Source organism: Kitasatospora sp. NBC_01539, assembly GCF_045040525.1.
In the GTDB taxonomy this organism is placed as follows: Bacteria; Actinomycetota; Actinomycetes; order Streptomycetales; family Streptomycetaceae; genus Kitasatospora.
Genome location: NZ_CP109390.1, coordinates 1,709,843 through 1,731,292, shown reverse-complemented (window position 1 = coordinate 1,731,292; position 21,450 = coordinate 1,709,843). Strand labels below are relative to the sequence as shown.

The window sequence follows — 21,450 nt, the reverse complement described above, 5'->3', positions numbered from 1 at the left end:
GGGTCGACACTGGAAGGAGAGCGCAGCCGCCGGAGGCAGGCCATGGGACCCGCGATCGTCTACGTGCACGGCATCGGCAACAAGCCGCCCGAGCAGCAGTTGAAGGAGCAATGGGACGACGCCCTGTTCGGCCGGCCCCTGGGCGGGGCCTCGCGGATGGCGTACTGGGCCCCGCTGCTCCACCCGGAACCGCTGCCCGGCCCGGTGCCGGACGACGGCCTCGGCCCGCCGCCCGGCCCGCCCTCCCCGCTGGAGGCCGCCGGGCCCGGGGCGCCGCCCCCGGCACCGGAGGAGTTCCTCGCCGGCCTCCGCGCGGAGGCCGGCGGCCCCTTCGAGGCCGGCGGGCCCGCCGGCGCCGCCCCGGCCGGGCCGTTCGACGCCTGGCAGCAGGACATGACGTACGCCGCGGAAGCCCTCGCGGCAGGGGAGTCACCCGGCGCCCTGGAGGTGCTGCCGCTGCCCCGGTCGGCCCGCACGCTGGTGTTCCGCGCGCTCGTGCGGCACGCCGTCCGCGAGGTGTACGCGTACTTCTTCGGCGGCCTCCGCGACCAGATCGTCAAGATCGCCGTGCACGCCTTGGAGGAGGCCGACGGGCCGGTCGTCGTGGTCGGGCACAGCCTCGGCTCGGTCGTCGCGTACGAGGCGCTGCGCGCGCACCGGTGCGAGGTGCCGCTGCTGGTGACCGTCGGATCGCCGCTCGGCATCACCGAGATCCGGGACAGGCTGGCCGAGCCGCTCGTCGTCCCACCCGGCGTCGCCGCCTGGCGCAACGCCTGCGACCTGCGCGACATCGTCGCCCTCGACTCCACCGTCCGCCCCGAGTACGACCCCGCCGACCGCACCGAGGACGTGCTGGTGGTCAACGACAGTGCCAACCACCACGGCGCCGCCGAGTACCTGCGCAGCCCGGCCGTCCGCGACCCCGTGCGCACCCTGCTCGGAGGCCGCTAGGACACCGGGACACCCGCCATGACGATGCCCGGAGCCCAGATGCGGGAGGCCGTCGCCGCCCTCCTCGACGCGTTCACCCTCGACGCGTTCGACCGGATGCTCCGCTTCCACCTCGACCGCCGTCGTGAGGAGATCTCCCTCGGCTCCTCGCTGCGCACCGTCGCCTTCGAGGTGCTCGACACCGCCGACCGCGAGGGCTGGGCCCCGGCGCTCGTCGCGGGCGCCCGCGAGGCCAACCCCACCAACCCCCGCCTGGCCTCCTTCGCCGAGCAGTGGCGGCTGACCCCCGTGCGGCCCGAACAGCGGGCCGTCCTCGAACGCGTCCTCGCCGCCCAGCCCGGCTACCTCGACCCGGCCGACTGGCGCCGGCGTCTCGGCGCCCTCGAAGGACAGGTCGGCCGGGTCGAGGTGACCGGCGCCGCCGGCACCTCGTACGGCACCGCCCTGCTGGTCGGCCCCGCCCTCTGCCTCACCAACCACCACGTGCTCGCCCCCGTCATCGACGGCCGCTGCTCGCCCGCCGACGTCGTCGTACGCCTCGACCACAAGCGGTCCGCGGACGGCACCGTGCTCCACCCCGGCACCCCCGTCGGCCTCGCCGGCACCGACTGGCTCGTCGACGCCAGCCCGCCGAGCGCCGTCGACACCCTCACCGACCCGGCCGGCCGGCTGCCCGCCGACGACGAGCTCGACTACGCGCTCTTCCGGCTCGGCGAAGCCCCCGGCGACGAGCCGGTCGCCGCCGACCGCGCGGCCCCCGACGCACCCGCCCGCGGCTGGATCACCGCCTCCGCGGCGCCGCCCGCCACCGACGCGAGCCTCTTCCTGCTGCAGCACCCCGCCGCGGCCCCGCTCAAACTCGCCCTCGGCCCGGTGCTCGGAGCCAACGCCAACGCCACCCGGCTGCGGCACGGCGCCGACACCGAGCCCGGCTCCTCCGGCTCGCCCTGCTTCGACCGCGACCTCAACCTCGTCGCCCTCCACCACAGCGGCGACCCCGACTTCAGCCCCGGTCACCGGCCCGCCTGGAACGAGGCGGTCCCGCTGCCCGCCATCCGCACCCTGCTGGAGCGCCGCGGCGCGGCCGACGGGGTCCTCCGCGCGGCGAGCTAGGAGGTGAGGGCGGTGCGACTCTCCGGCGTCGACCGGCGCCGCCTCGTGGACGCGGTCGTCACCGACTACGCGGAGGAGGACCTCCGCCAGGAACTGTCCTACATCGACCGCAGGCTCGCGGAGATCAGCACCGACGGCGACCTGCGCAGCATGGTGCACCGCGTCGTCGAGGAGGCCGAACGCGGCGGCTGGCTGGAGCAGTTCCTCACCGCCCTGCACGACGGGCGGTTCCCCGCCGTCGCCACGCTCGCCGGCCGGCTGCTCGACGCGGCCCCGCCGGCCGGTGGGCCCGCGGCCGCCGGCGAGCCCGCGCCCGACGACGACCCGTACCTCACCGACCTGCTCGGCCAGCGGCTCTTCCTCGACCGCACCCTGCTCCGCAGCCACCTCCGCGACCTGCTCTCCGACAGCCGCAGCCGCGTGCTGCTCGTCACCGGCCCGCGCTCCTGCGGCAAGTCGTACACCTGGTACCTCGTCAGCCACGTCGCCCAGCAGTTGCAGAGCTTCAAGCCGATCCTCGTCGACCTCGGCGAATGGGCCGACCAGGCCTGCACCCCGTACGACCTGATGAGCTCCATCGCGTCGCAGCTGAAACTGCCCGAACCGACCGTCGACCACTACGCGCAGGGCGCCGCGCAGGCCCGCCGGCTGCGCGACTGGCTCGTCGGACAGCTCTACGACCAGAGCGTCGGCGCGAAGTACCTGCTCGTCGTCGACAGCCTCGACCACGTGCCGCTGCAGGCCGACACCGCCGCCCTGATCGACCACCTCGCCGGCGCCGCCGTCCGCGAACGCCTCCCCGGCCTGCGCGTCATGCTGCTCGGCTACGGCCACCCGGAGATCGACGCGCTCGACTCCGTGCTGACCGAACCGGTCGGCACGATCGACCGCCGCGTGCTGTGCGACTTCTTCGCGCGGCTCGCCGCCGGTCTGGACGTCGAGATCGACCCCGCGGTGATCGACACCGTCGTCGACCGCATGCTCACCCGGCTGCCCGCCGACCGGGCCGACGCGATCCGCCGTCTGCCGGGCAGCGTCCGCGACACCGCGAACGCGGTCTTCGACCGCGAGGTGCTGCGATGAGGCGGCACCGCGAACACCTCACCGCCGACACCGTCGAGGCACGCCTCGCCCGCCTCGCCGACAGCACCGCGCCCCCCGACGCGCCCCCCGAACCGGCCGAGGCCGCCTACCAGCAGGCCGCCGCCGTCCTCGCCTGCTTCGACCCCGCCACCCTGCGCCCGGTCGGCCGGCCGCCCGACGACGCCGCCCTGCAGAGCCTCCTCGCCGTCTGCGAGCCCGTCTTCGGCGCCGACGGCGTCCAGGAGTGGCGGCTGCCCGAACGCCGGCGCCGCGCCGTGCTCGCCGCGATGCCCGGCCCCGACGCCTACCGCGCGGCACTCCGCGCCAACCCCGACCGTCCGCAGGGCCCCGTGCAGCAGGCCCTCACCCGCTACCTCACCGGCACCGCCCCGCCCACCGCCGACCAGCCGCTCGACGAACTCCTCGCCACCGCCCGCGTCGCGGACTGGCTCGACGGGCTCGTCCCCGGCCTCCCCGCCACCACGGAGATCGCCGAACACCTGGAACACCGGCAGCTCCTCGAACCGCTCCGGCGGCTGGTCGGCGCGCACTTCGGCGGCCGCGCCGACATCCTCGCCGAGCTCGCCGACCACGTCGCCTCCACCGACCACCGGCCGCTGCTCCTCTGGGGGCCCGGCGGCATCGGCAAGTCGACCGTGCTCGCCCGCTTCATCCTCGGCGGCGCACACGACGGCACACCGGCCCGGCTGCCGTTCGCCTTCGTCGACCTCGACCGGCCCGGCATGCTCCCGCAGGAACCGCTCACCCTGCTGCTCGACGCCGTACGCCAACTCGGCATCCAGCACCCCGCCCTGCGGCCGCTCGCCGACTTCTTCACCCGCAAGTGGATCGGCCGCGCCTCCGCCCCCGACCTGGCCGCCATCGGCGCGTCCCACTCCGACTCGACCGCGGGCGCCCGCGGCACGCCCGACCACCTCACGGCCTCCGCCCGGCTCCTCACCGGCCCCGCCGACCGCGAGGAGCTCTACCGCGAGTTCGCCCGGCTGCTGCGGCTCGCCCTGCCCGAGGGGCCCGTGCTGCTGGCGATCGACACCTTCGAGACCGCGCAGTACCAGGGCCCCGAGGTCCTCGCCGAGCTCTGGCGGATGTTCGACCGCCTCGCCGAGGCCGACCCGGCCCTGCGCGTCGTACTCTCCGGCCGCGCCCCCACCGGCCTCCCCGCCCGCGAGCGGCGCGTGCCGGACTTCGACCGCGAGGCCGCCCGCGCGTACCTGCACTCCCTCCTCGGCCCGGACGCCGACCCGGAGGGCGTCGACGGCGTCATCGACCTCGTCGGCGGCAACCCGCTCAGCCTGCGGCTCGCCGCCGACCTGATGCGCGCCGACGGCCTCGCCGACCTCGCCGGCATCGGCGAGGAGCACACCCGCGCCCGGATCACCGGCGACCAGCTCCAGGGCTACCTCTACCGCCGGGTGCTCGACCACATCGAGGACCCGGACGTCTGCCGGCTCGCCCGGCCCGCGCTCGTGCTGCGGCGGCTGACACCCGGTGTGCTGCGCCACGTGCTGGCCGGCCCGAGCGGCGTGCCCGTGCCCGACGACCTCCGCGCCGAGGAACTGTTCGACCTCTTCGCCCGCGAGGTCGCCCTGCTCGGACGGGCCGCCGACGGCGCCCTCGAGCACCGGGCCGACGTGCGCCGCCAACTCCTGCCGCTGCTACGGGCGGACGCCCCCGACCAGGTCGCCGAGATCCACCAGGCCGCCGTCCTGCACTACGCGCACCGCACCGACCTGACGTCCCGCGCCGAGGAGCTCTACCACCGGCTCAGCCTCGGCGGACCCGCCGACGAGCTCGACCGGCGCTGGCAGCCCGGCGTGGAGGCCCTGCTCGTACCCTCGATCGACGAACTTCCGCCCGCTGCCCAGGCGTACCTCGCCTCCCGCTCCGGTAGGACGCTCTACTCCGCCACCCTGCGCGAGGTGCCCGCCGAGGAGTGGGAGCGGCACGCCGAGGTGCAGGTGACCCGCCTCCTGGAACTCGACGACCCCGCGGGCGCCGCCGAGGTGCTGGCCGGACACCCCGAGGGCAGCGAGCCCGGCGGCCGGCTGCTGCTGCTGGAGGCGCGGGTCCGCGCGGCGCAGGGCCTGCTCGGCCGGGCCCGCACGCTGGCCCGCCGGGGCCGCCGCCGGGCCGCCGAGCAGGGCGACCCCGCAGCCCAGCTGGAGGCGGCCTTCGCGGAGGCCCGCTGGGCGGCCGAGGACGGCAGCCCGGACGACGCCGGGCCGATCCTCGCCGAGGCCGTCCTGCTCGCGGAGGACCTCGACGACCGGCTCACCGAGATCCGGGTCGAACTCGCCCGCTGGGAGCTCGCCCGCGAGTACGGCCCCGGCGGAACGGAGGCGGTGGCCCGGCGGCTGGCGCGGCTGGTCGACGGCCGGGCCGTCGAACTCCTCTCGCAGGACCCCAAGCTGCTCCTGGCCGCCACCGGCGCGGTGGGCGCCGCCCGGCCGGAACTCGTGCGGCAGAGCCTGCGCGTCATCGGGCTGCGACGCTTCACCGCCGACCAGCGGGCGGCACTCGCCCGGGCGCTGCGGGAGTGGGACGAGGCCCTCGGCGGAGCCGCCGCCCGCAGGGTGGCGGGCACCGGGGCCGACCCGCCGGCGGCGGGGTTCTGGGAGACCTGGCTCGGCACCGCCTCGCCCGCGGAGACGGCGACGCTGCTGACCTCGCTCACCGAGGCCCTGCCCGGCGCCGACGGGGTGGCCGCCGCGCTCGCGGCGGTCTACCGGGAGTGGACGGACCGGACGGACCGGACGGACCGCGGCACCGGCTGACCGTCAGGACGGCGCGGCCGCCTCGAACTCCGCCTCGCACGCCTTCAACCGGGCGAGCAGGGCGGCGGCGGGGGCGCTCCCGGGGTCCATGCCCTGCCAGGGCGTCACCCCGGGGCCGGAGAACAGGGCACGCCGGCAGGACCAGCAGAGGGCGACCCGGAAGACCGGCCGGGCGGAGCCTCCGGCGAAGGCGCTCAGGCCGAAGCGCGGGGAGAAGCAGCGGGCGATGCCGGCGGGCGGGACTGCTGCCAGGAGGGCGAGAACCTCGCCGGCGTCGTGCCACTCCCCGATGACGGTGGGTTCGCCGGCGCCGGACCCGGCCGGTGCGGGGCCGATCCGGTACACCTCGATCCGGGTGGCGGTGGCGGCGTCGGGCGGCAGCAGCATGGACGCCATCGTGACAGGCCGTCAGGGCTCGGACAAGGAAGGGGCGAAGTGGCCCCGGGCCGGCGCGGGGGTGCGCCGGCCCGGGGCCGCGGTCGGTCGGTGACGGAGCGTCAGGAGGTCGGCATGAGCACGGTGTCGACGATGTAGACGGTGGCGTTCGAGGTGTGCACGTTGCCGCAGAGCACCTTGGCGTTGCCGTTCACGGTGAAGTCCTCGCCGGAGCCGGTCGCGGTGACCTTGCCGCCCTCCAGGGTGGTGTGGCTGCCGGGCAGGGCGGCGGGGGTGATGCTCTCCGGCGCGACGTGGTAGGTGAGGACCTTGGTGAGCTTGGCCTTGTCGGCGAGCAGGGCGTCCAGGTCGGCCTTCGGGATCTTCGCGAAGGCGTCGTCGGTCGGCGCGAACACGGTGATGTTCTTCGCCGAGTTCAGGGTGTCGACCAGGCCGGCCTGCTTGACGGCCGCGACCAGGGTGGAGAGCAGCGGGTTGTTGGACGCCGCGGTCGCGACCGGGTCCGTCGCCATGCCGGAGAAGCTGCCCTTGCCGTCCTTCGGCACGGCGGCACAGGCGGCGCCGAACGGCTGGCCGTCCATGGCCGCGGCGGTGGCGGACGTGGCGGCCGAGGACGCCGTGGCCATGGCGGAGGTGGCGGGTGCGGCGTTGGCGCCGGAGGAGGAACTGTCGCTGCTGCAGCCGGTCAGGCCGACGGTCAGGGCGCCGGCGGCGAGAAGGGCGGCGAACGTGGTGCGGCGGGTGACACGGGACATGACGGGTGCTCCTCGGTGGTGGTCCCTGCCCGGTTCCGGGCACGGGGGTGGTGGCGCCGGGCCGGTCGTCCGGGCGGCGTGGGTCGTACGGCAGGTGTGATCAGGTGACCGTCACCACGGTGCTGTGCCAGCCCGTGGCTCCGGAGGGGAACGGCGCGGTGCGCGCCTCGGTCTGGACGGCGCCGGCGGTGTCGGTGGCGCGGACCTCGATCCGGCGGGTGCCGGGCCGGGCCCCGCGCCACTCGTACGTCCACTGGCGCCACAGGTCGGGGCCGGCGTCGGTGGCGAGCCGGGCCTCGGCCCAGGGGCCGCCGTCGGTGCGGACCTCGACCGCGGCGATGCCGCGGTGCGTGGCCCAGGCGGTGCCGGCGACCGTCACGTCCCCGGCGGGGACGCGGGCGAAGGGGGCCGGGACGTCGATCCGGGAGGCGGTGCGCACCGTCCCCGTCCGGTCCCAGCCGCGCCTGACCCAGTACGGGTCGTGGGCGGCGAAGGTGGTGACCTCCAGGTCGACCAGCCACTTGGTGGCCGACGTGTAGCCGTACAGGCCGGGGACGACCGTGCGGCAGGGGAAGCCGTGGGCGACGGGCAGCGGCTCGCCGTCCATGGCGAGGGCGAGCAGGCCGCGCCGCCCGTCGAGGAGGGCGTCCATCGGGGTGCCGATGGTCATGCCGTCCTTCGAGCGGCCGAGCAGCTGGTCGGCGCCGGGCCTCACCCCGGCGCGTCGCAGCAGCCCGGCGATCGGCACGCCGAGCCACCGGGTGGTGGAGGCGTACGTGCCGCCGACTTCGTTGGAGACGCACACCAGGGTGGCGTCGAGCTCCTCCAGCGGCTGCCGCAGCAGGTCGTCGAAGGAGAGCAGGAGGGGGCGGTCGACGAGCCCGTGCACCCGCAGCGACCAGCGGCGCGGGTCGATCCGGGGCAGGGTCAGGGCGGTGTCGACCCGGTAGAAGTCGCCGTTCGCCGTGGTGAAGGGGGCGAGACCGGCGACCCCGGGGCGGACGCCGCGGGGCAGGGCGGCGGACGGCCGGGCCGGCGGCGGGAGCCGGACGGCGCCGCGGGCCGCGCCGATGTCCTGCCGGCTGTCGGCGAGCCTGCGCCCGCCGACCCCGGCCAGGGCGGCCGCGGCGACGGTGCCGCCGGTGGCGGCGAGCAGGGTGCGCCGGGCCGGGCCGGGCGCGGCCGGGGCCCCGGACCGGGGGGAGGCGGCGCGCAGCCGCCGGGCGAGCAGGTGCAGCACGGCGGCGCCGACCAGTCCGGCGGCGAGCGAGGGCAGGGCGTCCGCGGCGGTCGCGGTGGGCCGGGAGAGGGCGGCCCACACACCGAGGGCGCCGAACGCGCCGACGACGCCCGCGCCGAGGGCGGGGCGGCGCAGGGCGACGAGCCCCGCGACGGCGGCGAGGGCGGCCATGGTGAGGTGGATGCCGCCCAGCAGCACCGGCTTGTCGTTCGTGCCGAACGTCCGGACCGCGTACTCCTTGAGCGGGGTCGGGGTCAGGTCGATGGCGGCCGAGCCGACGGCGAGCACGGGGGAGGCGTCCGGCCCGGTGAGGGCGGCGACGAGCTCACCCGCGCCGACGGCGGCCGCGGCGGCGGCCAGGCCGGTGGCGGCTGCGGCGGCGAGCCGCAGCACGTGGGTGCGGCGGCCGCGCGGCTCGGTGGCCGGCTCGGTGTCGGGTGTTCCCTCGGTGCTCACACCCCCCATTCGGCCCTGTGGCCACGGTGGATTGGTGCAATCCTCCGACTCACCCGTAGGAGTGAAGGAGGCTCACCCGGGACGGCGCCGACCGGCGGTGATGCGGAGTCAGCCGGGCGGGCCTCCGGTGCCGGTGGCGGCGCTCTCGGTGATCCTGCGGGCCATCCCGCCGAAGACGACGGCGTGGAACGGCGCCACCGACCACCAGTAGGCGTGGCCGGCGAGCCCGTGCGGGTGGAACAGCGCCCGCTGCCGGTAGACGGTGCCGCCGGTGCCGTCGGGGGCGACGCCGATCTCCAGCCAGGCGGGGCCGGGCAGCCGCATCTCGGCGCGCAGCCGCAGCAGCCGGCCGGGTTCGATCTCCTCGACCCGCCAGAAGTCGAGGGAGTCGCCGACCCGCAGCCGGGCGGGGTCGCGGCGGCCGCGGCGCAGGCCGACCCCGCCGACGGCGCGGTCGAGCCAGCCGCGCAGGGCCCAGGCGAGGGGGAAGGAGTACCAGCCGTTGTCGCCGCCGATGCCCTCGACGACCCGCCAGACGGCGTCCGGGGAGGCGCCGACGGTGCGTTCGCGGACGTCCTCGTAGAGGCTGCCGCCCGCCCAGTCGGGGTCGGTGGGCAGCGGGTCGCTGGGGGTGCCCGGCAGTGAGGCCGACGACCACCGGGTGGTGACGTCGGCGTCGCGGATGCGGCGCAGGGCGAGCCGGACGGCCTCGTCGAAGCCGATCGGCCCCTGCGGGGGGTCGGGGATCCACCGGGCGATGTCGTGCTCGGAGCAGACCACCTCGTGCCGCAGCGACTCGACGAGCGGCCGGGCGATCGAGTTGGGCACCGGGGTGACGAGGCCCACCCAGTGCCCGGACAGCCGCGGTGTCAGCACCGGCACGGGCACGATGACGCGGCGGGGCAGCCCCGCCACGGCGGCGTACCGCATCATCATCTCCCGGTACGTCAGCACGTCGGGCCCGCCGATGTCGAAGACGCGGTTGACGTCGGGGGGCAGCAGGGCGGCGCCGGTGAGGTGGCGCAGCACGTCGCGGACCGCGATCGGCTGGATGCGGGTGCCGACCCAGCTGGGCGTCACCATCACCGGCAGGCGCTCGGTGAGGTAGCGCAGCATCTCGAAGGAGGCGGAGCCGGAGCCGATGATGACGGCGGCCCGTAGTTCGGCGGTGGGGACGCCGCTGTCGCGCAGGATGCGGCCGACCTCGGCGCGGGACCGCAGGTGCGGGGAGAGCTCGGCGGCGGGGACGCCCGCGGGGGTGAGGCCGCCGAGGTAGACGATGCGGCCGACGCCGGCCCTGGCGGCGGCCGCGCCGAACGCGCGGGCGGCCTCCCGGTCGGTGCGTTCGAAGCCGGGGCCGGTGCCGAGGGCGTGCACGAGGTAGTAGGCGACGTCGACGCCCTCGAAGGCGCCGGTGAGGGTGTCGGGCCGGGTGACGTCGCCGGTGGTGGTCTCGACGTCGGCCCGCCAGGGGTGGTCGCGCAGGCGCCCGGGGTCACGGACCAGGCAGCGCACCCGGTGGCCGGCGGCGAGCAGCTCGGGCACCAGGCGGCCGCCGATGTAGCCGGTCGCGCCGGTGACCAGGCAGTGCCGGGGCGGGACGTCGGGCTCCTGCGGCGGACGGTCCTGCGTGGGCTGCTCGTGCATGGCGCTCTCCCGGGGGGGTGGGTCAGAAGGCGTACCGCACCCTCAGCCAGGGCGCGTGCCGGTCGATCAGGGTGCGGAGCACGTCGAGGGCGGCGGCCTTGCCGCCGGCCCGGTAGCGGACGTTCCAGCTGCCGTTCTCGGACTTCTTGGCCTCCTGCAGGGCGGGCCGCCAGAGCAGGTCCTCGGCCTTCGGGTGCCAGCCGAGGTTCACCTCGTGCAGGTCCCGGTTGTGGGTCAGCATGATGATCTCAGCGGCGGCCTGGGCTTTCACGGAGGCGGGCAGCATGTCGTCCATCCGGTGCAGCAGTTCGGCCCAGTCGGCCTGCCAGCCGTCGCGCAGCACGACCGGGGAGAGGTTGAAGTGCACTTCGTAGCCGGCCTCCAGGAAGTCGCCCGCGGCGAGGATCCGGTCCGGCACGGGGGTGGTGCGGATGTCGAGGAGGCGGGCGTCGGCGGGCGGCATCAGGGAGAACCGGATGCGGGTGCGGCCGCGCGGGTCGAGGGCGAGCAGGTCGCGGTTGACCCACTTGGTGGCGAAGGACGCCTTGGCGGTGGGCCAGTGCCGGAAGGCCCGGACGAGGTCGGCGGTGTTGTCGCAGATCAGGGCGTCGACCGAGCAGTCGTTGTTCTCGCCGATGTCGTACACCCAGGCGTGCGGGTCGCACTGGTTCGGCGCGGGCTTGCGGCCCTGCCGGCGGACGTGGCCGGCGAGGTAGGCGACGATCCGGTCGATGTTGGTGAAGACGGTGACCGGGTTGGCGTAGCCCTTGCGGCGCGGCACGTAGCAGTAGGCGCAGGCGAGGGCGCAGCCGTTGGCGGAGCTGGGGGCGATCCAGTCGGCGGAGCGCCCGTTGGGCCGGGCGGCGAGCGACTTCTTGACGCCGAGCACCAGGACCTCGCTCTTGACCCGGGCCCACCGCTCGACGTTGCCGGCGTTGCCGTGCAGGTGCGGGATCCGCCAGTGCGAGGGCACCTCGATCACCCGGGCGCCGGGGAAGCGCTCCAGCACCTGCCGGCCGCGGGGCGAGGCGGCGGCCGCCGGTTCCGCGTAGATCTCCCGGACGTCGAACAGCGGGAGCGGGCGGCGGGGTGCGGGGGGCACGGTGCGGCCTCCTGGGGTGGCGCGGGGCGGTTCGTCCCGGGGGATCCGGAGCGGCCGGGCCGCCGGATTGGTCCATTCTCCGTCCGGCGTGGCAGCGTCGCCGACTCCGGCGGGGAATTCCCCCGGACGGGCAATCCGCCGGGGCGCCGGCTCCGAACACCACGTACCGACGACTCCTGCCGTTCCCGTCCACCGGCGCGGCCCGCACCACGTTCACGGAGGTCCTCCATGTCCGCCATCCGCCCCGCCGGCCGGCCGCGTGCCCGCACGGCACGACCGGTGGCCGGTGCCGCACGACCCCGGGGGGCGGCGCATTGAACACCGTCGTCCATCTCTCCGGTCCGCACCGGCGCGGCCCCGACCTGCAGGAGCTCGTCGCCCAGGTGGCGTTCGGCGACCAGGACGCCTTCGGCCGGCTCTACGACGCGGTGGCGGGCCCGGTGCTGGGGCTGATCCGCCGCGTGCTGCGCGACCCCGCGCAGTCCGAGGAGGTCGCGCAGGAGGTCATGCTGGAGGTCTGGCGGACCGCCGCCCGCTACCAGCCGGAGCGCGGCGAGGTCATGTCGTGGGTGCTGACGATGGCGCACCGCCGCGCCGTCGACCGCGTGCGGGCGGCGCAGGCCGCCGCCGACCGTGACCAGCGGGTCGCCGCGCGGTCGCACATGCCGGCCTTCGACGAGGTCGCCGAGCAGGTCGAGGGCCGGATGGAGCGCGAGCAGGTGCGGCGCTGCCTGAAGACGCTGACCGAGCTGCAGCACCAGTCGGTGACCCTGGCCTACTACCGCGGCTACTCGTACCGTGAGGTCGCGGACATGTTGAGCACGCCGCTGGGTACCGTCAAGACGCGGATGCGTGACGGTCTGATCCGGCTGCGCGACTGCCTGGGGGTGGGAGCATGACCATCGGAGCCGATCTTCACACGCTGACCGGCGCGTACGCCGCGCACGCCCTCGACGGCGCGGAGCGCGACGCGTTCGAACGGCACCTCGCCGCCTGCCCGGCCTGCGACCAGGAGGTCCGGGAGTTCGCCGCGACGCTGGCCCGGCTGGGTGCGGCCGAGACGGCCGTGCCGCCCGCCGAGCTGCGGGCCCGGGTGATGGCGGGCATCGGGTCGGTCCGCCAGCTCGCCCCGCCGACCGCGGCGCCGGAGAGCGGCGGGCGCCGCCTCGGGCGGCTCGCCCGGCAGTGGCCGAAGTTCGCCCTCGCCGCCTCGGTCGCGCTCGCGGCCGCCCTCGGCGGACTCGCCGTGCAGCAGCACGACCGGGCCGAGGTCGCCGATGCGCGCGCCGCGCAGCTCCAGCAGCAGCAGGACCGCTTCTCCGGCCTGCTCACCGCACCGGACGCCCGGACGGCGACCGCCGCCGCCGGGTCCGGCGTGGGCACCGTCGTCTGGTCGGAGAGCCGCGGCCAGGCCGGGTTCCTGGCCTCCGGCATGCCGGCGCTGCCGGAGGGCACGACGTACGAGGTGTGGTTCAACGACGCCGGCACGATGCGCCCCGCCGGCCTGCTGCCCGCCTCGGACGGCTCGCTGCTGCTGCAGGGCCCGATCGACGGGGCCGCCGGGATCGGCGTCACCGTGGAGCCCGAGGGCGGCTCGGCCCACCCGAGCGGCGACCCGGTGATGCTGCTGCCGTTCAGCTGAGGGCCGCACGGGCCGCGGGGCACGGCTGCACGCCGCGCCCCGCGGCCCCGGACGGCGTCCGCCGCGGAACTCGCCGCCGAACGGACCAATCCACCCCCCGCGCCGCTCCGAAGTGCCGGTGACAGGCAAGGAGTGGCCCGGCAGCGTACGGGCCCGCGCACCGGAGGGGGCCTCGTGACAGTGCCCGGTACCGTCCCGCACACCGCTGACGGCAGCACCGCCCGGCGGGACCCCGCCCGGCGCACCGTGGCGGTGGTCGGCGCCGGCGTGGCCGGGCTGACCGCCGCGTACGAGCTGGAGCGCGCCGGCGTCGCCGTGGAACTCTTCGAGGCCGACGGCCGGCTCGGCGGGCACGCCCACACCCAGGAGGCCGTCGGCGCGGACGGCCGCACCGTGCCGCTCGACACCGGCTTCCTCGTGCACAACGAGCGCACCTACCCGCACCTGATCCGGCTCTTCGCCGAGCTCGGCGTCGAGACCCGCGACAGCGACATGAGCATGTCCGTGCAGTGCGCCGGCTGCGGACTCGAGTACGCGGGCGCCCGCGGCCCGTCCGGCCTGGTCGCCCGCCCCGGCGCCCTCCTCCACGCCCGCTACCTGCGGATGCTCGCCGAGGTGCCGCGCTTCCACCGCCGGGCCCGGCGGCTGCTCGCCGACCCCGGCGCCGGCGACCCGTCGCTGCGCGACTTCCTCGCCGACGGCCGGTTCGGCCCGTACTTCGTCCGGCACTTCATGACCCCGGTCGTCGCCGCCGTCTGGTCCTGCGCCCCCGACCTCGCCGGCGACTACCCGGCCCGCTACCTCTTCGCGTTCCTGGAGAACCACGGCATGCTCGGCGTCACCGGCTCGCCGGCGTGGCGCACCGTCGTCGGCGGCTCCCGCACCTACGTCGAGCGGATCGCCGCCCGCCTCACCGCGGTGCACCGCGACACCCCCGTACGCGCCGTCCACCGGCACGCCCACGGCGTCGAGATCGCCACCGCCGACGGCCGCCGCACCACCGCCGACGCCGTCGTCATCGCCACCCACGCCGACCAGGCACTGCGCCTGCTCGCCGAACCCACCCGGGCCGAGGCCGACGTGCTCGGCGCCTTCCGGTACTCCCGCAACCCCACCGTGCTGCACCGCGACGCCTCCCGGCTGCCCACCGCCCCCCGCGCCCGCGCCTCCTGGAACTACCGCATGGCCGACTGCGACGACACCGCCGACGGCGTGCAGGTCAGCTACCACCTCAACCGGCTCCTCGGCCTCGACACCGCCGAGGACTACCTCGTCACCCTCAACGAGGACCGCCACCCCGTCGCCGACGACCACGTCGTCTCCCGCACCGTCTACGAACACCCGATCTACACCGGCACGAGCGTCGCCGCCCAGCGCCGCCTGCCCGCCCTCTCCACCGGCCGCACCGCCTTCGCCGGCGCCTACCACGGCTGGGGCTTCCACGAGGACGGCTGCCGCTCCGGCGTCCAGGCCGCCGCCGCACTGCTCGCCGCGGGCCTCCGCACCGCCGACACGCACCACGCGGGCGTGCGATGAACCCCGCCCCGCCCGGCCCCTGGGGCGCCGCCCTCTACGAGTGCCGGATCACCCACGTCCGCACCACCCCGCTGCGGCACGCCTTCCGCCACCGCACCTACCTGTGGCTGATCGACCTCGACCGGCCGCCGCAACTGCCCCGGGCGCTGCGCCCGCTCGCCCGCTTCCGCGCGGCCGACCACCCCGGCGACCCCGCCGCCGGGCTGCGCGCCAACCTCGCCCGCCACCTCGCCGCGCAGGGCATCGACCTCGGCAACGGCCGGGTGCTGATGCTGACCCAGGCCCGCTCCCTCGGCCACGTCTTCAACCCGCTCACCGTCTACTGGTGCCGGGACGCCGACGGCCGGCCGCTGTGCACCGTCGCCGAGGTCCACAACACCTACGGCGGCCACCACCGCTACCTGCTGCACCCCGACGCGGACGGCCGGGCGGAGACCGCGAAGGAGTTCTACGTCTCCCCGTTCCTCCCCGTCGACGGGCGCTACCGGATGACCCTCCCCGAGCCCGCCGAACGGCTCGACCTGAGCATCCGGCTGGACCGCGACGGCGGCAGCCCGTTCCTCGCCACCGTGCACGGCCGCCGCACCCCCGCCGGACCGCTCGCCCTGCTGCGGGCCGCCGCCCGGCACCCCTTCTCGACCCTCGCGGTCAGCCTGCACATCCGCTACCAGGGCATCCGGCTGTACCTGCGCGGCCTGCCGGTGCACCCCCGGCCGCCGACCGGCCCCGCCCCCCGCACCACCGAGACCGACGTCCCCGCATCCCCCGAAGAGGTGTCCGCCCCGTGACCCGGCCCGCCCTCCAGACCGTCCCGACGACCGTACCGCCGCAGCCCGCGGCGCCCGCCGAGACCGCCACGCACGCCGTGGACCCGGACCGCTGGCCGGACGTCGCCCGGGTGCCCCGCGGCCCGCTGCGCGCCGCCGTCGCCGAACGCCTGCTGCGCCGTGTCGCCCGGCGTCGCGGCCTGCGCGTCGAGATGCCCGACGGCAGCCTCCTCGTGCCGGCCCCGGCCGACGCCCCCGTGCTGCGCCTGCACCGGCCCGAGGCCTTCCTGCACCGCGTCGGCGCCACCGGCCTGATCGGCTTCGGCGAGTCGTACCAGGCCGGCGACTGGGACGCCCCCGACCTCGTCGGCCTGCTCACGGTGCTCGCCACCGCGCCCGAGACCATCGTGCCGACCGGCGCCCAGTGGCTGCGCCGCCTCTACGTGCAGCGGCCCCCCGCCGAGGAGCTCGGCACCGCCGACAACGCCCGCCGCAACATCCACCACCACTACGACCTCTCCAACGACCTCTTCGCGCTGTTCCTCGACCGCACCATGACCTACTCCTCCGCGCTCTTCCCGGAGGACCCCGACGGCACCGTCACCGCCGCCTGGGACGGCCTGCCCGAAGCCCAGCACCGCAAGATCGACCGGCTGCTCGACCTCGCCGCCGTCGGCCCCGGCAGCCGCGTCCTGGAGATCGGCACCGGCTGGGGCGAACTCGCCCTGCGCGCCGCCGCCCGCGGCGCGACCGTCGTCAGCCTCACCCTCTCCGAGGAACAGCTCCACCTCGCCCGCCGCCGCATCGCCGACGCCGGCCTGGCCGACCGCGCCGAGGTCCGCCTCTGCGACTACCGCGCCGTCGAGGGCGAGTACGACGCCGTCGTCAGCGTCGAGATGATCGAGGCGGTCGGCCGGCCCTTCTGGCCCGTCTACTTCCGCACCATCGACCGCGTGCTCGCCCCCGGCGGCCGGGTCGCGATCCAGGCGATCACCATGCCGCACGACCGCATGATCGCCAGCAGCAACACCTACACCTGGATCCTCAAGTACATCTTCCCCGGCGGCCTGATCCCCTCCGTGCGGGCGATCGACCAGACCACCGCCCGGCACACCGCGCTGCGCGTCACCGGCGCCCACGGCTTCGGCCCGCACTACGCCGAGACGCTGCGCCTGTGGCGCGAGCGCTTCACCGAGCGCGCCGCCCCGGTCGGCGCGCTCGGCTTCGACCAGGTCTTCCGCCGCACCTGGGAGCTCTACCTCGCCTATTCCGAGGCCGGTTTCCGCACCGGCTACCTCGACGTCCAGCAGCTCCTGCTCACCCGCGAGGAGGACGCCCGATGACCGCCGCCGCGCTCCTCGCCCCGCTGCTCACCGACCTCCTCGGCGCGCCGCTGCCGTTCCGCCTCCGCGCCTGGGACGGCTCCACCACGGGCCCCGACGACGCCCCCACCGTCGTGCTGCGCAACCGCCGCGCCCTGCGCCGACTCCTCTGGCAGCCGGGCGAACTCGGCCTCGCCGACGCCTACATCACCGGCGAACTCGACGTCGAGGGCGACCTCGCCACCAGCCTCGGCGCCGTACGCAACGCCCTCGTCGGCCGCGGGCCCGTCCGCCCGTCCCCCGGCGACTGGCCGCGACTGCTCGCCGCCGCCGCCCGCCTCGGCGCGATCGGGCCCCGCCCCGCCCCGCCCGGCGGCCGGGCCGCCGTCACCGGCTCGCCGCACAGCCGCCGCCGCGACCGGGCCGTGATCAGCCACCACTACGACCTCTCCAACGCCTTCTACACGCTGCTCCTCGGACCGGCGATGGCGTACTCCTGCGCGTACTACACGGCCGACGGGCAGAGCCTGGCCGACGCCCAGGCCGCGAAGTTCGACCTGATCTGCCGCAAGCTCGGCCTGCGGCCCGGCGACCGGCTGCTCGACGTCGGCTGCGGCTGGGGCGCCCTCGCCCTGCACGCCGCCCGCCACCACGGCGCCAGGGTCACCGGCGTCACCCTGTCGAGCCGTCAGCACGCCTACGCCACGGCCGCGGTGGCCGAGGCCGGCCTCCGGGACCGCGTGGAGATCCGGCTGCGCGACTACCGCGACATCGCCGACGGCCCGTACGACGCGGTCAGCTGCGTCGAGATGGGCGAACACGTCGGCGACGCGCAGTACCCGGCGTTCGCCGCCCGCCTCTTCGGCCTGCTGCGCCCGCAGGGCCGGCTGCTCGTCCAGCAGATGTCCCGCGGGGCCTCCGCCCCGGGCGGCGGGGCGTTCATCGAGACGTACATCGCCCCGGACATGCACATGCGCCCGGTCGGCCGGACGGTCGACCTGCTGGAGGACGCCGGACTGGAGGTGCGCCAGGTGGAGGCCCTGCGCGAGCACTACGCCCGCACCATCGACGCCTGGCACGACACCCTCCGCGAGCGCGGCGCCGAGTTCACCGCGCTCGTGGGCGAGCCCACCGTGCGGCTGTGGCAGCTCTACCTCGCGGGCAGCTCGCTGGCGTTCGCCGAGCGGCGGATGGGCGTCGACCAGATCCTCGCCGTCCGGCCCGACGACACCGGCGCGGCCGGAGCACCCGCCACCCCGGCCGGCTGGTACGCGGCGGTGCCGACGTGAACGGCGCGGCCTTCGCGGTGAACCTCGCGGCGAGCCTGGGCGCCGTGCTGGTGGTGATGCTCGCGGCGTTCGCCGTCGGCGTCCGCACCGGCCGGCACCGGGGCGTGGACGTCGCCTGGGGCCTGGCGTACGCCGCCGTCGCCCTGACCGGGTACGGGCTCTCCGCCGGGCACGGCGACGACGGCCGGCGCCTGCTCGTCACCCTGCTCGTCGTGGTGTGGGGCTTCCGGCTCTCCGCGCACATCGGCCTGCGGGCCCGGGGCGCCGCGGAGGACCCGCGCTACGCCCGGATGCTCTCCCGCGCCCCGGCCGGGCGGCCGCGCACCTGGTTCGCCCTGCGCACGGTCTACCTGCTGCAGGCCGCGATCGTCTGGTTCGTGTCGCTGCCGGTGCAGGCCGCGCAGTACCTGCCCGACGCGCTCGGGCCGCTCGCCTGGGCGGGCACCGCGCTGTGGGCGGTCGGGCTGTTCTTCGAGGCGGTCGGCGACCGGCAGCTGACCCGCTTCAAGGCCGATCCGGCGCACCGCGGGCAGGTGATGGACCGCGGCCTGTGGCGTTACACCCGGCACCCGAACTACTTCGGCGACGCCTGCGTCTGGTGGGGCCTCTTCCTGCTGGTCGCGCAGGCACCGGTCGGCTGGGCGTTCGTGCCGAGCCCGGTGTTCATGACGTACCTGCTGGCCTTCGGCAGCGGCAAGCCGATGCTGGAGCGCCAGATGGGGTCGACGAAGCCCGGCTGGGACGCGTACGCGGCCCGGACGAGCGGCTTCCTGCCGCTGCCGCCGCGCCGCCGGTCCCGCGCCTGACCGGCCGCGCCCGGCAGGTCAGGGCCCTGCGGGTCAGGGCACGGTGCGGGCGAGTCGGCGGAAGGCCGCCGCGGTGCCGGCCGCGGCGGCCATGGCCGGGAGCGCCGCCTCCGGGACGCCCGCGGCCGCCAGGAGGACGCAGCCGGCGGTGGTCGCGGCCAGCGCGGCGATCACCGCGGCGAGTACGCGCGGCCGCCACAGCAGCAGGGCCGGGCGCCCGCGGTGGCGCCGCATCCTGCGGTCGAGCGCGGGGTCGGCGAGGCGGGCGCGGCGTTCGATCTCGGCCAGGGCCGACCGCTCCTGCGCGGTCAGAACGGCGACGGTCACGGCGGACGACCTCCTCGCGCCGCCCCGGACTTCCACGGACCGCCCCGGGCGGCGCCGGGATGTCCACCGCCCGGGGGGTTTGCCCCCACCGTCCGTCCGGGCCGCGCCGGCCGCGTCTCGCAGCGCCTGTGCACCGTTCGTGCGTGTTCCGCCCCGGCGGGGGTGCCGGCAGGCGTACGGTGCGGGCGTGGAGACTTCCAGCGACCTCTCGACCTCCCTGGCGGAGGCGAGCATCACGACCGGGGGAGTCGCCCGGCGGCTCGGCGTCTCGCCCACCACCGTGCGCTCCTGGGAGCGGCGGTACGGCATCGGGCCGACCGGTCACGAGGCCGGCCGGCACCGGCGGTGGAGCCCGGGCGACGTCGCCGTGCTGGAGGCGATGTGCCGGCTCACCGCCCGCGGGGTGCCGCCCGCCGAGGCGGCCCGGCTGGCCCTGGAGGGCTTCGCCCCGGCGGCTCCGGAGGGCACGGGCTCGGGCTCGGGCACGGGCGCGGGCACGGGCCCGGAACCGCGGGAGTCCGGCGGCAGCCGGGCGCTGCCGCTGGGCACCGTACGGCCCGAGTGCCGCGGACTCGGACGGGCCGCGGTGCGGCTCGACGCCCCGTCGGTCGAGCGGATGCTGGACCGGGCCGTCGAGGACCTCGGGCTCGTGACCGCCTGGGACGAGGTGATGATGCCCGCGCTGCGCGCGGTGGGCCGCAAGTGGCTGGCCGAGGGCGAGCGCTACGTCGAGGTGGAGCACCTGCTGTCCTGGCACGTCTCCGGGGCGCTGCGGCGGATCACCCGCTGCACGGATCCGGCGGTGCCGACGGCCCCGGTGCTCCTGGCCTGCATGCCGGGCGAGCTGCACTCGCTGCCGGTGGAGGCGGTGGCGGCGGGGCTGGCGGGCCGCGGGGTGCCGTTCCGGATGTTCGGGCCGGCGGTGCCGGCGGACGCGCTGACCGAGGCCGTCCGGCGGATCGGCCCGTCGGCGGTGCTGGTGTGGTCGCAGTCGCGGGGGACGGCCGACGTCCGGCTGGCGCAGCTCGCCGCGGCGACCGCCTGGGGGCCGCGCGGTGCGCGGGCGCGCCCGGCGGTGCTGCTGGCCGGTCCCGGCTGGGCGGGTACGGGCCGCATCGCCGGCACGGTGCGGCCGAGGACCCTCGCGGACGGGCTGGCCGTGCTGTCGTCCCTGGCGCTGTCCTGACGCGCGCCCGGTGGTGTCTCGACGTGCCCGGCGGACCTCGTGGTCCGGGCCGGCCGTTCAGCGGGCCGGTGCGCGGGCCGGGGGCACGAGCGCGAGCCCGTCGAGGGCCGTGGCGAGGCGGTCCAGCAGCGGGGTGTCGGCGACCGCCTCCAGCACGGTGAGCAGGGCGTCGACCCGGCGTCCGTCGCCGGTGCGCACCGCCCGGCATATGAGCTCCACGAGGGCCTCGCGGCCGGCGCGTGCGGTTCGTTCGTCCATCGTGTCCACCTCCCTTCCTCTCTCCTCGGAGCGGTGCCCGGGACCGGACCGGTGGGCGGCGCGACAGGCCGGAAACGATGCGCCACCGGTGCGACTGAGGCTTCGGGTGCGTGCCACTCAGGATGGTCACGGGACGGCGCGTCCCGCATCCCGAAGGGAGCACGGCCATGGATCTCCGCGACGAACTCCCCGTCGACCACCGGCTGGCACAGGTCTACCGCATCGGCGCCGGGCTCTGCGGAGCGGTGCTGCTGGTCTTCGGCTGCCTCGGCCTGGCCGACGGCCTGTCCTTCTTCAGCACCAGCGGCGAGCAGGTGGCCGGACTCTCCAGCAACGGCCTGCTGAGCCTGATCTCCGTGGTCTTCGCGGTGGTGCTCATCGCCGGCGCCGTGATCGGCGGCAACACCGCCTCGACGATCAACATCGTCGTCGGCGTGCTCTTCGTGCTCAGCGGCTTCGCCAACCTGGCGCTGCTCGACTCGGACGCCAACCTGCTGGCGTTCCGCATCCCCAACGTGATCTTCAGCTTCGTGATGGGCTTCGTCATCGCGACCTTCGGCATGTACGGCCGGGTGAGCAGCAAACTGCCGCACGACAACCCGTACTGGCGCACCCGCCACGCCGACACCGAGCACGCGGCGGCGGCGCGGGCCGCGGCCGGCCCGGCGGTGCCCCGGCTGAGCGGCCGCACGCCCTGACCGCACGCCCTGACCGCACGCCCCTGACCGCACCCCCTGACCGCCTCCGACCGCCGTACCCGGACCGCCTGCACCCCGGCC

Annotated in this window: 20 protein-coding genes; 13 read left to right on the top strand and 7 right to left on the bottom strand. The window is 76.4% G+C overall.

Going from position 1 to position 21,450, the window contains the following annotated elements; translation table 11 throughout:
- The first annotated feature begins 42 nt into the window (after nt 1-42).
- From OG335_RS07285 to OG335_RS07270, 4 genes are read left to right on the top strand one after another with little or no spacing between them, the layout of a single operon-like run.
- Nucleotides 43-951 carry a hypothetical protein gene (locus OG335_RS07285; protein WP_405010194.1) on the top strand — a complete coding sequence of 303 codons (909 nt, stop codon included), beginning with the start codon at nt 43-45 and terminating at the stop codon, nt 949-951.
- Between the two features lie 18 nt (nt 952-969).
- Nucleotides 970-2,064, top strand: a complete 1,095-nt coding sequence (locus OG335_RS07280; protein ID WP_405010193.1) for an effector-associated domain EAD1-containing protein — start codon at nt 970-972, stop codon at nt 2,062-2,064.
- A 12-nt stretch (nt 2,065-2,076) separates the two neighbouring features.
- Nucleotides 2,077-3,147: an effector-associated domain EAD1-containing protein gene (locus OG335_RS07275; RefSeq protein WP_405010192.1), complete on the top strand. Its 1,071-nt coding sequence runs from the start codon at nt 2,077-2,079 to the stop codon at nt 3,145-3,147.
- Nucleotides 3,144-5,942 (top strand): AAA family ATPase, encoded by a 2,799-nt coding sequence (locus tag OG335_RS07270; protein WP_405010191.1) that lies wholly within the window; start codon nt 3,144-3,146, stop codon nt 5,940-5,942. The genes OG335_RS07275 and OG335_RS07270 overlap by 4 nt, the downstream gene beginning before the upstream one ends.
- Before the next feature lie 3 nt (nt 5,943-5,945).
- Here the strand turns inward: OG335_RS07270 and OG335_RS07265 are convergent, their stop codons facing one another.
- From OG335_RS07265 to OG335_RS07245, 5 genes are all read right to left on the bottom strand, one after another.
- Nucleotides 5,946-6,329 carry a hypothetical protein gene (locus OG335_RS07265; protein WP_405010190.1) on the bottom strand — a complete coding sequence of 128 codons (384 nt, stop codon included), beginning with the start codon at nt 6,327-6,329 and terminating at the stop codon, nt 5,946-5,948.
- Nucleotides 6,330-6,439: 110 nt separating this feature from the next.
- On the bottom strand, nt 6,440-7,093 hold the full coding sequence (locus OG335_RS07260; protein WP_405010189.1) for a fasciclin domain-containing protein: 654 nt from the start codon (nt 7,091-7,093) through the stop codon (nt 6,440-6,442).
- Nucleotides 7,094-7,193: 100 nt separating this feature from the next.
- A complete protein-coding gene (locus OG335_RS07255) occupies nt 7,194-8,798 on the bottom strand; it encodes a molybdopterin-dependent oxidoreductase (protein WP_405010188.1) in 1,605 nt (534 codons plus the stop codon).
- A gap of 99 nt (nt 8,799-8,897) precedes the next feature.
- Entirely contained in the window at nt 8,898-10,436 is a 1,539-nt protein-coding gene (locus OG335_RS07250; protein WP_405010187.1) for an SDR family oxidoreductase, read from the bottom strand.
- 22 nt (nt 10,437-10,458) lie between these two features.
- A complete protein-coding gene (locus tag OG335_RS07245) occupies nt 10,459-11,583 on the bottom strand; it encodes a spore photoproduct lyase family protein (protein ID WP_405015328.1) in 1,125 nt (374 codons plus the stop codon).
- Nucleotides 11,584-11,852: 269 nt separating this feature from the next.
- On the opposite strand from OG335_RS07245, the gene sigK reads away from it, so the two are divergent.
- The 7 genes from sigK to OG335_RS07210 all read left to right on the top strand — a co-directional run bounded on the left by sigK (nt 11,853) and on the right by OG335_RS07210 (nt 18,900).
- Nucleotides 11,853-12,437, top strand: a complete 585-nt coding sequence (gene sigK / locus OG335_RS07240) for an ECF RNA polymerase sigma factor SigK (RefSeq protein ID WP_405010186.1) — start codon at nt 11,853-11,855, stop codon at nt 12,435-12,437.
- Nucleotides 12,434-13,180, top strand: coding sequence for an anti-sigma factor domain-containing protein (locus OG335_RS07235; protein ID WP_405010185.1), 747 nt, complete (start codon nt 12,434-12,436; stop codon nt 13,178-13,180). The genes sigK and OG335_RS07235 overlap by 4 nt, the downstream gene beginning before the upstream one ends.
- Nucleotides 13,181-13,360: 180 nt before the next feature.
- Complete coding sequence (locus OG335_RS07230; protein WP_405015327.1) at nt 13,361-14,716, top strand: NAD(P)/FAD-dependent oxidoreductase; 1,356 nt, start codon at nt 13,361-13,363, stop codon at nt 14,714-14,716.
- Complete coding sequence (locus OG335_RS07225) at nt 14,713-15,504, top strand: DUF1365 domain-containing protein (RefSeq protein WP_405010184.1); 792 nt, start codon at nt 14,713-14,715, stop codon at nt 15,502-15,504. Before OG335_RS07230 ends, OG335_RS07225 begins: the two co-directional genes overlap by 4 nt.
- A complete protein-coding gene (locus OG335_RS07220; RefSeq protein WP_405010183.1) occupies nt 15,501-16,826 on the top strand; it encodes a class I SAM-dependent methyltransferase in 1,326 nt (441 codons plus the stop codon). Before OG335_RS07225 ends, OG335_RS07220 begins: the two co-directional genes overlap by 4 nt.
- On the top strand, nt 16,823-18,094 hold the full coding sequence (locus OG335_RS07215) for a class I SAM-dependent methyltransferase (protein WP_405010182.1): 1,272 nt from the start codon (nt 16,823-16,825) through the stop codon (nt 18,092-18,094). Before OG335_RS07220 ends, OG335_RS07215 begins: the two co-directional genes overlap by 4 nt.
- A gap of 56 nt (nt 18,095-18,150) precedes the next feature.
- On the top strand, nt 18,151-18,900 hold the full coding sequence (locus OG335_RS07210; protein ID WP_405015326.1) for a DUF1295 domain-containing protein: 750 nt from the start codon (nt 18,151-18,153) through the stop codon (nt 18,898-18,900).
- Between the two features lie 33 nt (nt 18,901-18,933).
- Here OG335_RS07210 and OG335_RS07205 read toward each other — a convergent pair whose 3' ends face one another.
- Nucleotides 18,934-19,227, bottom strand: coding sequence for a DUF3040 domain-containing protein (locus OG335_RS07205; RefSeq protein WP_405010181.1), 294 nt, complete (start codon nt 19,225-19,227; stop codon nt 18,934-18,936).
- A 187-nt stretch (nt 19,228-19,414) separates the two neighbouring features.
- Here OG335_RS07205 and OG335_RS07200 point away from each other — a divergent pair, with 187 nt between their 5' ends.
- Nucleotides 19,415-20,413: a MerR family transcriptional regulator gene (locus tag OG335_RS07200; RefSeq protein WP_405010180.1), complete on the top strand. Its 999-nt coding sequence runs from the start codon at nt 19,415-19,417 to the stop codon at nt 20,411-20,413.
- Between the two features lie 57 nt (nt 20,414-20,470).
- On the opposite strand, the gene OG335_RS07195 is transcribed toward OG335_RS07200, so the two are convergent.
- Entirely contained in the window at nt 20,471-20,671 is a 201-nt protein-coding gene (locus tag OG335_RS07195) for a hypothetical protein (protein WP_405010179.1), read from the bottom strand.
- Between the two features lie 167 nt (nt 20,672-20,838).
- Between OG335_RS07195 and OG335_RS07190 the strand changes: the two genes are divergently transcribed.
- On the top strand, nt 20,839-21,369 hold the full coding sequence (locus OG335_RS07190; protein ID WP_405010178.1) for a DUF4383 domain-containing protein: 531 nt from the start codon (nt 20,839-20,841) through the stop codon (nt 21,367-21,369).
- The last annotated feature ends 81 nt before the right edge of the window (nt 21,370-21,450 follow it).

What these genes read in the sequence shown, in the direction of transcription:
- OG335_RS07285 (WP_405010194.1), top strand. Translation starts at nt 43, where the DNA reads ATGGGACCCGCGATCGTCTACGTGCACGGCATCGGCAACAAGCCGCCC.
- OG335_RS07260 (WP_405010189.1), bottom strand. Translation starts at nt 7,093, where the DNA reads ATGTCCCGTGTCACCCGCCGCACCACGTTCGCCGCCCTTCTCGCCGCC.
- OG335_RS07280 (WP_405010193.1), top strand. Translation starts at nt 970, where the DNA reads ATGACGATGCCCGGAGCCCAGATGCGGGAGGCCGTCGCCGCCCTCCTC.
- OG335_RS07225 (WP_405010184.1), top strand. Translation starts at nt 14,713, where the DNA reads ATGAACCCCGCCCCGCCCGGCCCCTGGGGCGCCGCCCTCTACGAGTGC.
- OG335_RS07195 (WP_405010179.1), bottom strand. Translation starts at nt 20,671, where the DNA reads ATGGACGAACGAACCGCACGCGCCGGCCGCGAGGCCCTCGTGGAGCTC.
- OG335_RS07235 (WP_405010185.1), top strand. Translation starts at nt 12,434, where the DNA reads ATGACCATCGGAGCCGATCTTCACACGCTGACCGGCGCGTACGCCGCG.
- OG335_RS07215 (WP_405010182.1), top strand. Translation starts at nt 16,823, where the DNA reads ATGACCGCCGCCGCGCTCCTCGCCCCGCTGCTCACCGACCTCCTCGGC.
- OG335_RS07190 (WP_405010178.1), top strand. Translation starts at nt 20,839, where the DNA reads ATGGATCTCCGCGACGAACTCCCCGTCGACCACCGGCTGGCACAGGTC.
- OG335_RS07255 (WP_405010188.1), bottom strand. Translation starts at nt 8,798, where the DNA reads ATGGGGGGTGTGAGCACCGAGGGAACACCCGACACCGAGCCGGCCACC.
- OG335_RS07210 (WP_405015326.1), top strand. Translation starts at nt 18,151, where the DNA reads ATGCTCGCGGCGTTCGCCGTCGGCGTCCGCACCGGCCGGCACCGGGGC.
- OG335_RS07250 (WP_405010187.1), bottom strand. Translation starts at nt 10,436, where the DNA reads ATGCACGAGCAGCCCACGCAGGACCGTCCGCCGCAGGAGCCCGACGTC.
- OG335_RS07265 (WP_405010190.1), bottom strand. Translation starts at nt 6,329, where the DNA reads ATGCTGCTGCCGCCCGACGCCGCCACCGCCACCCGGATCGAGGTGTAC.
- OG335_RS07270 (WP_405010191.1), top strand. Translation starts at nt 3,144, where the DNA reads ATGAGGCGGCACCGCGAACACCTCACCGCCGACACCGTCGAGGCACGC.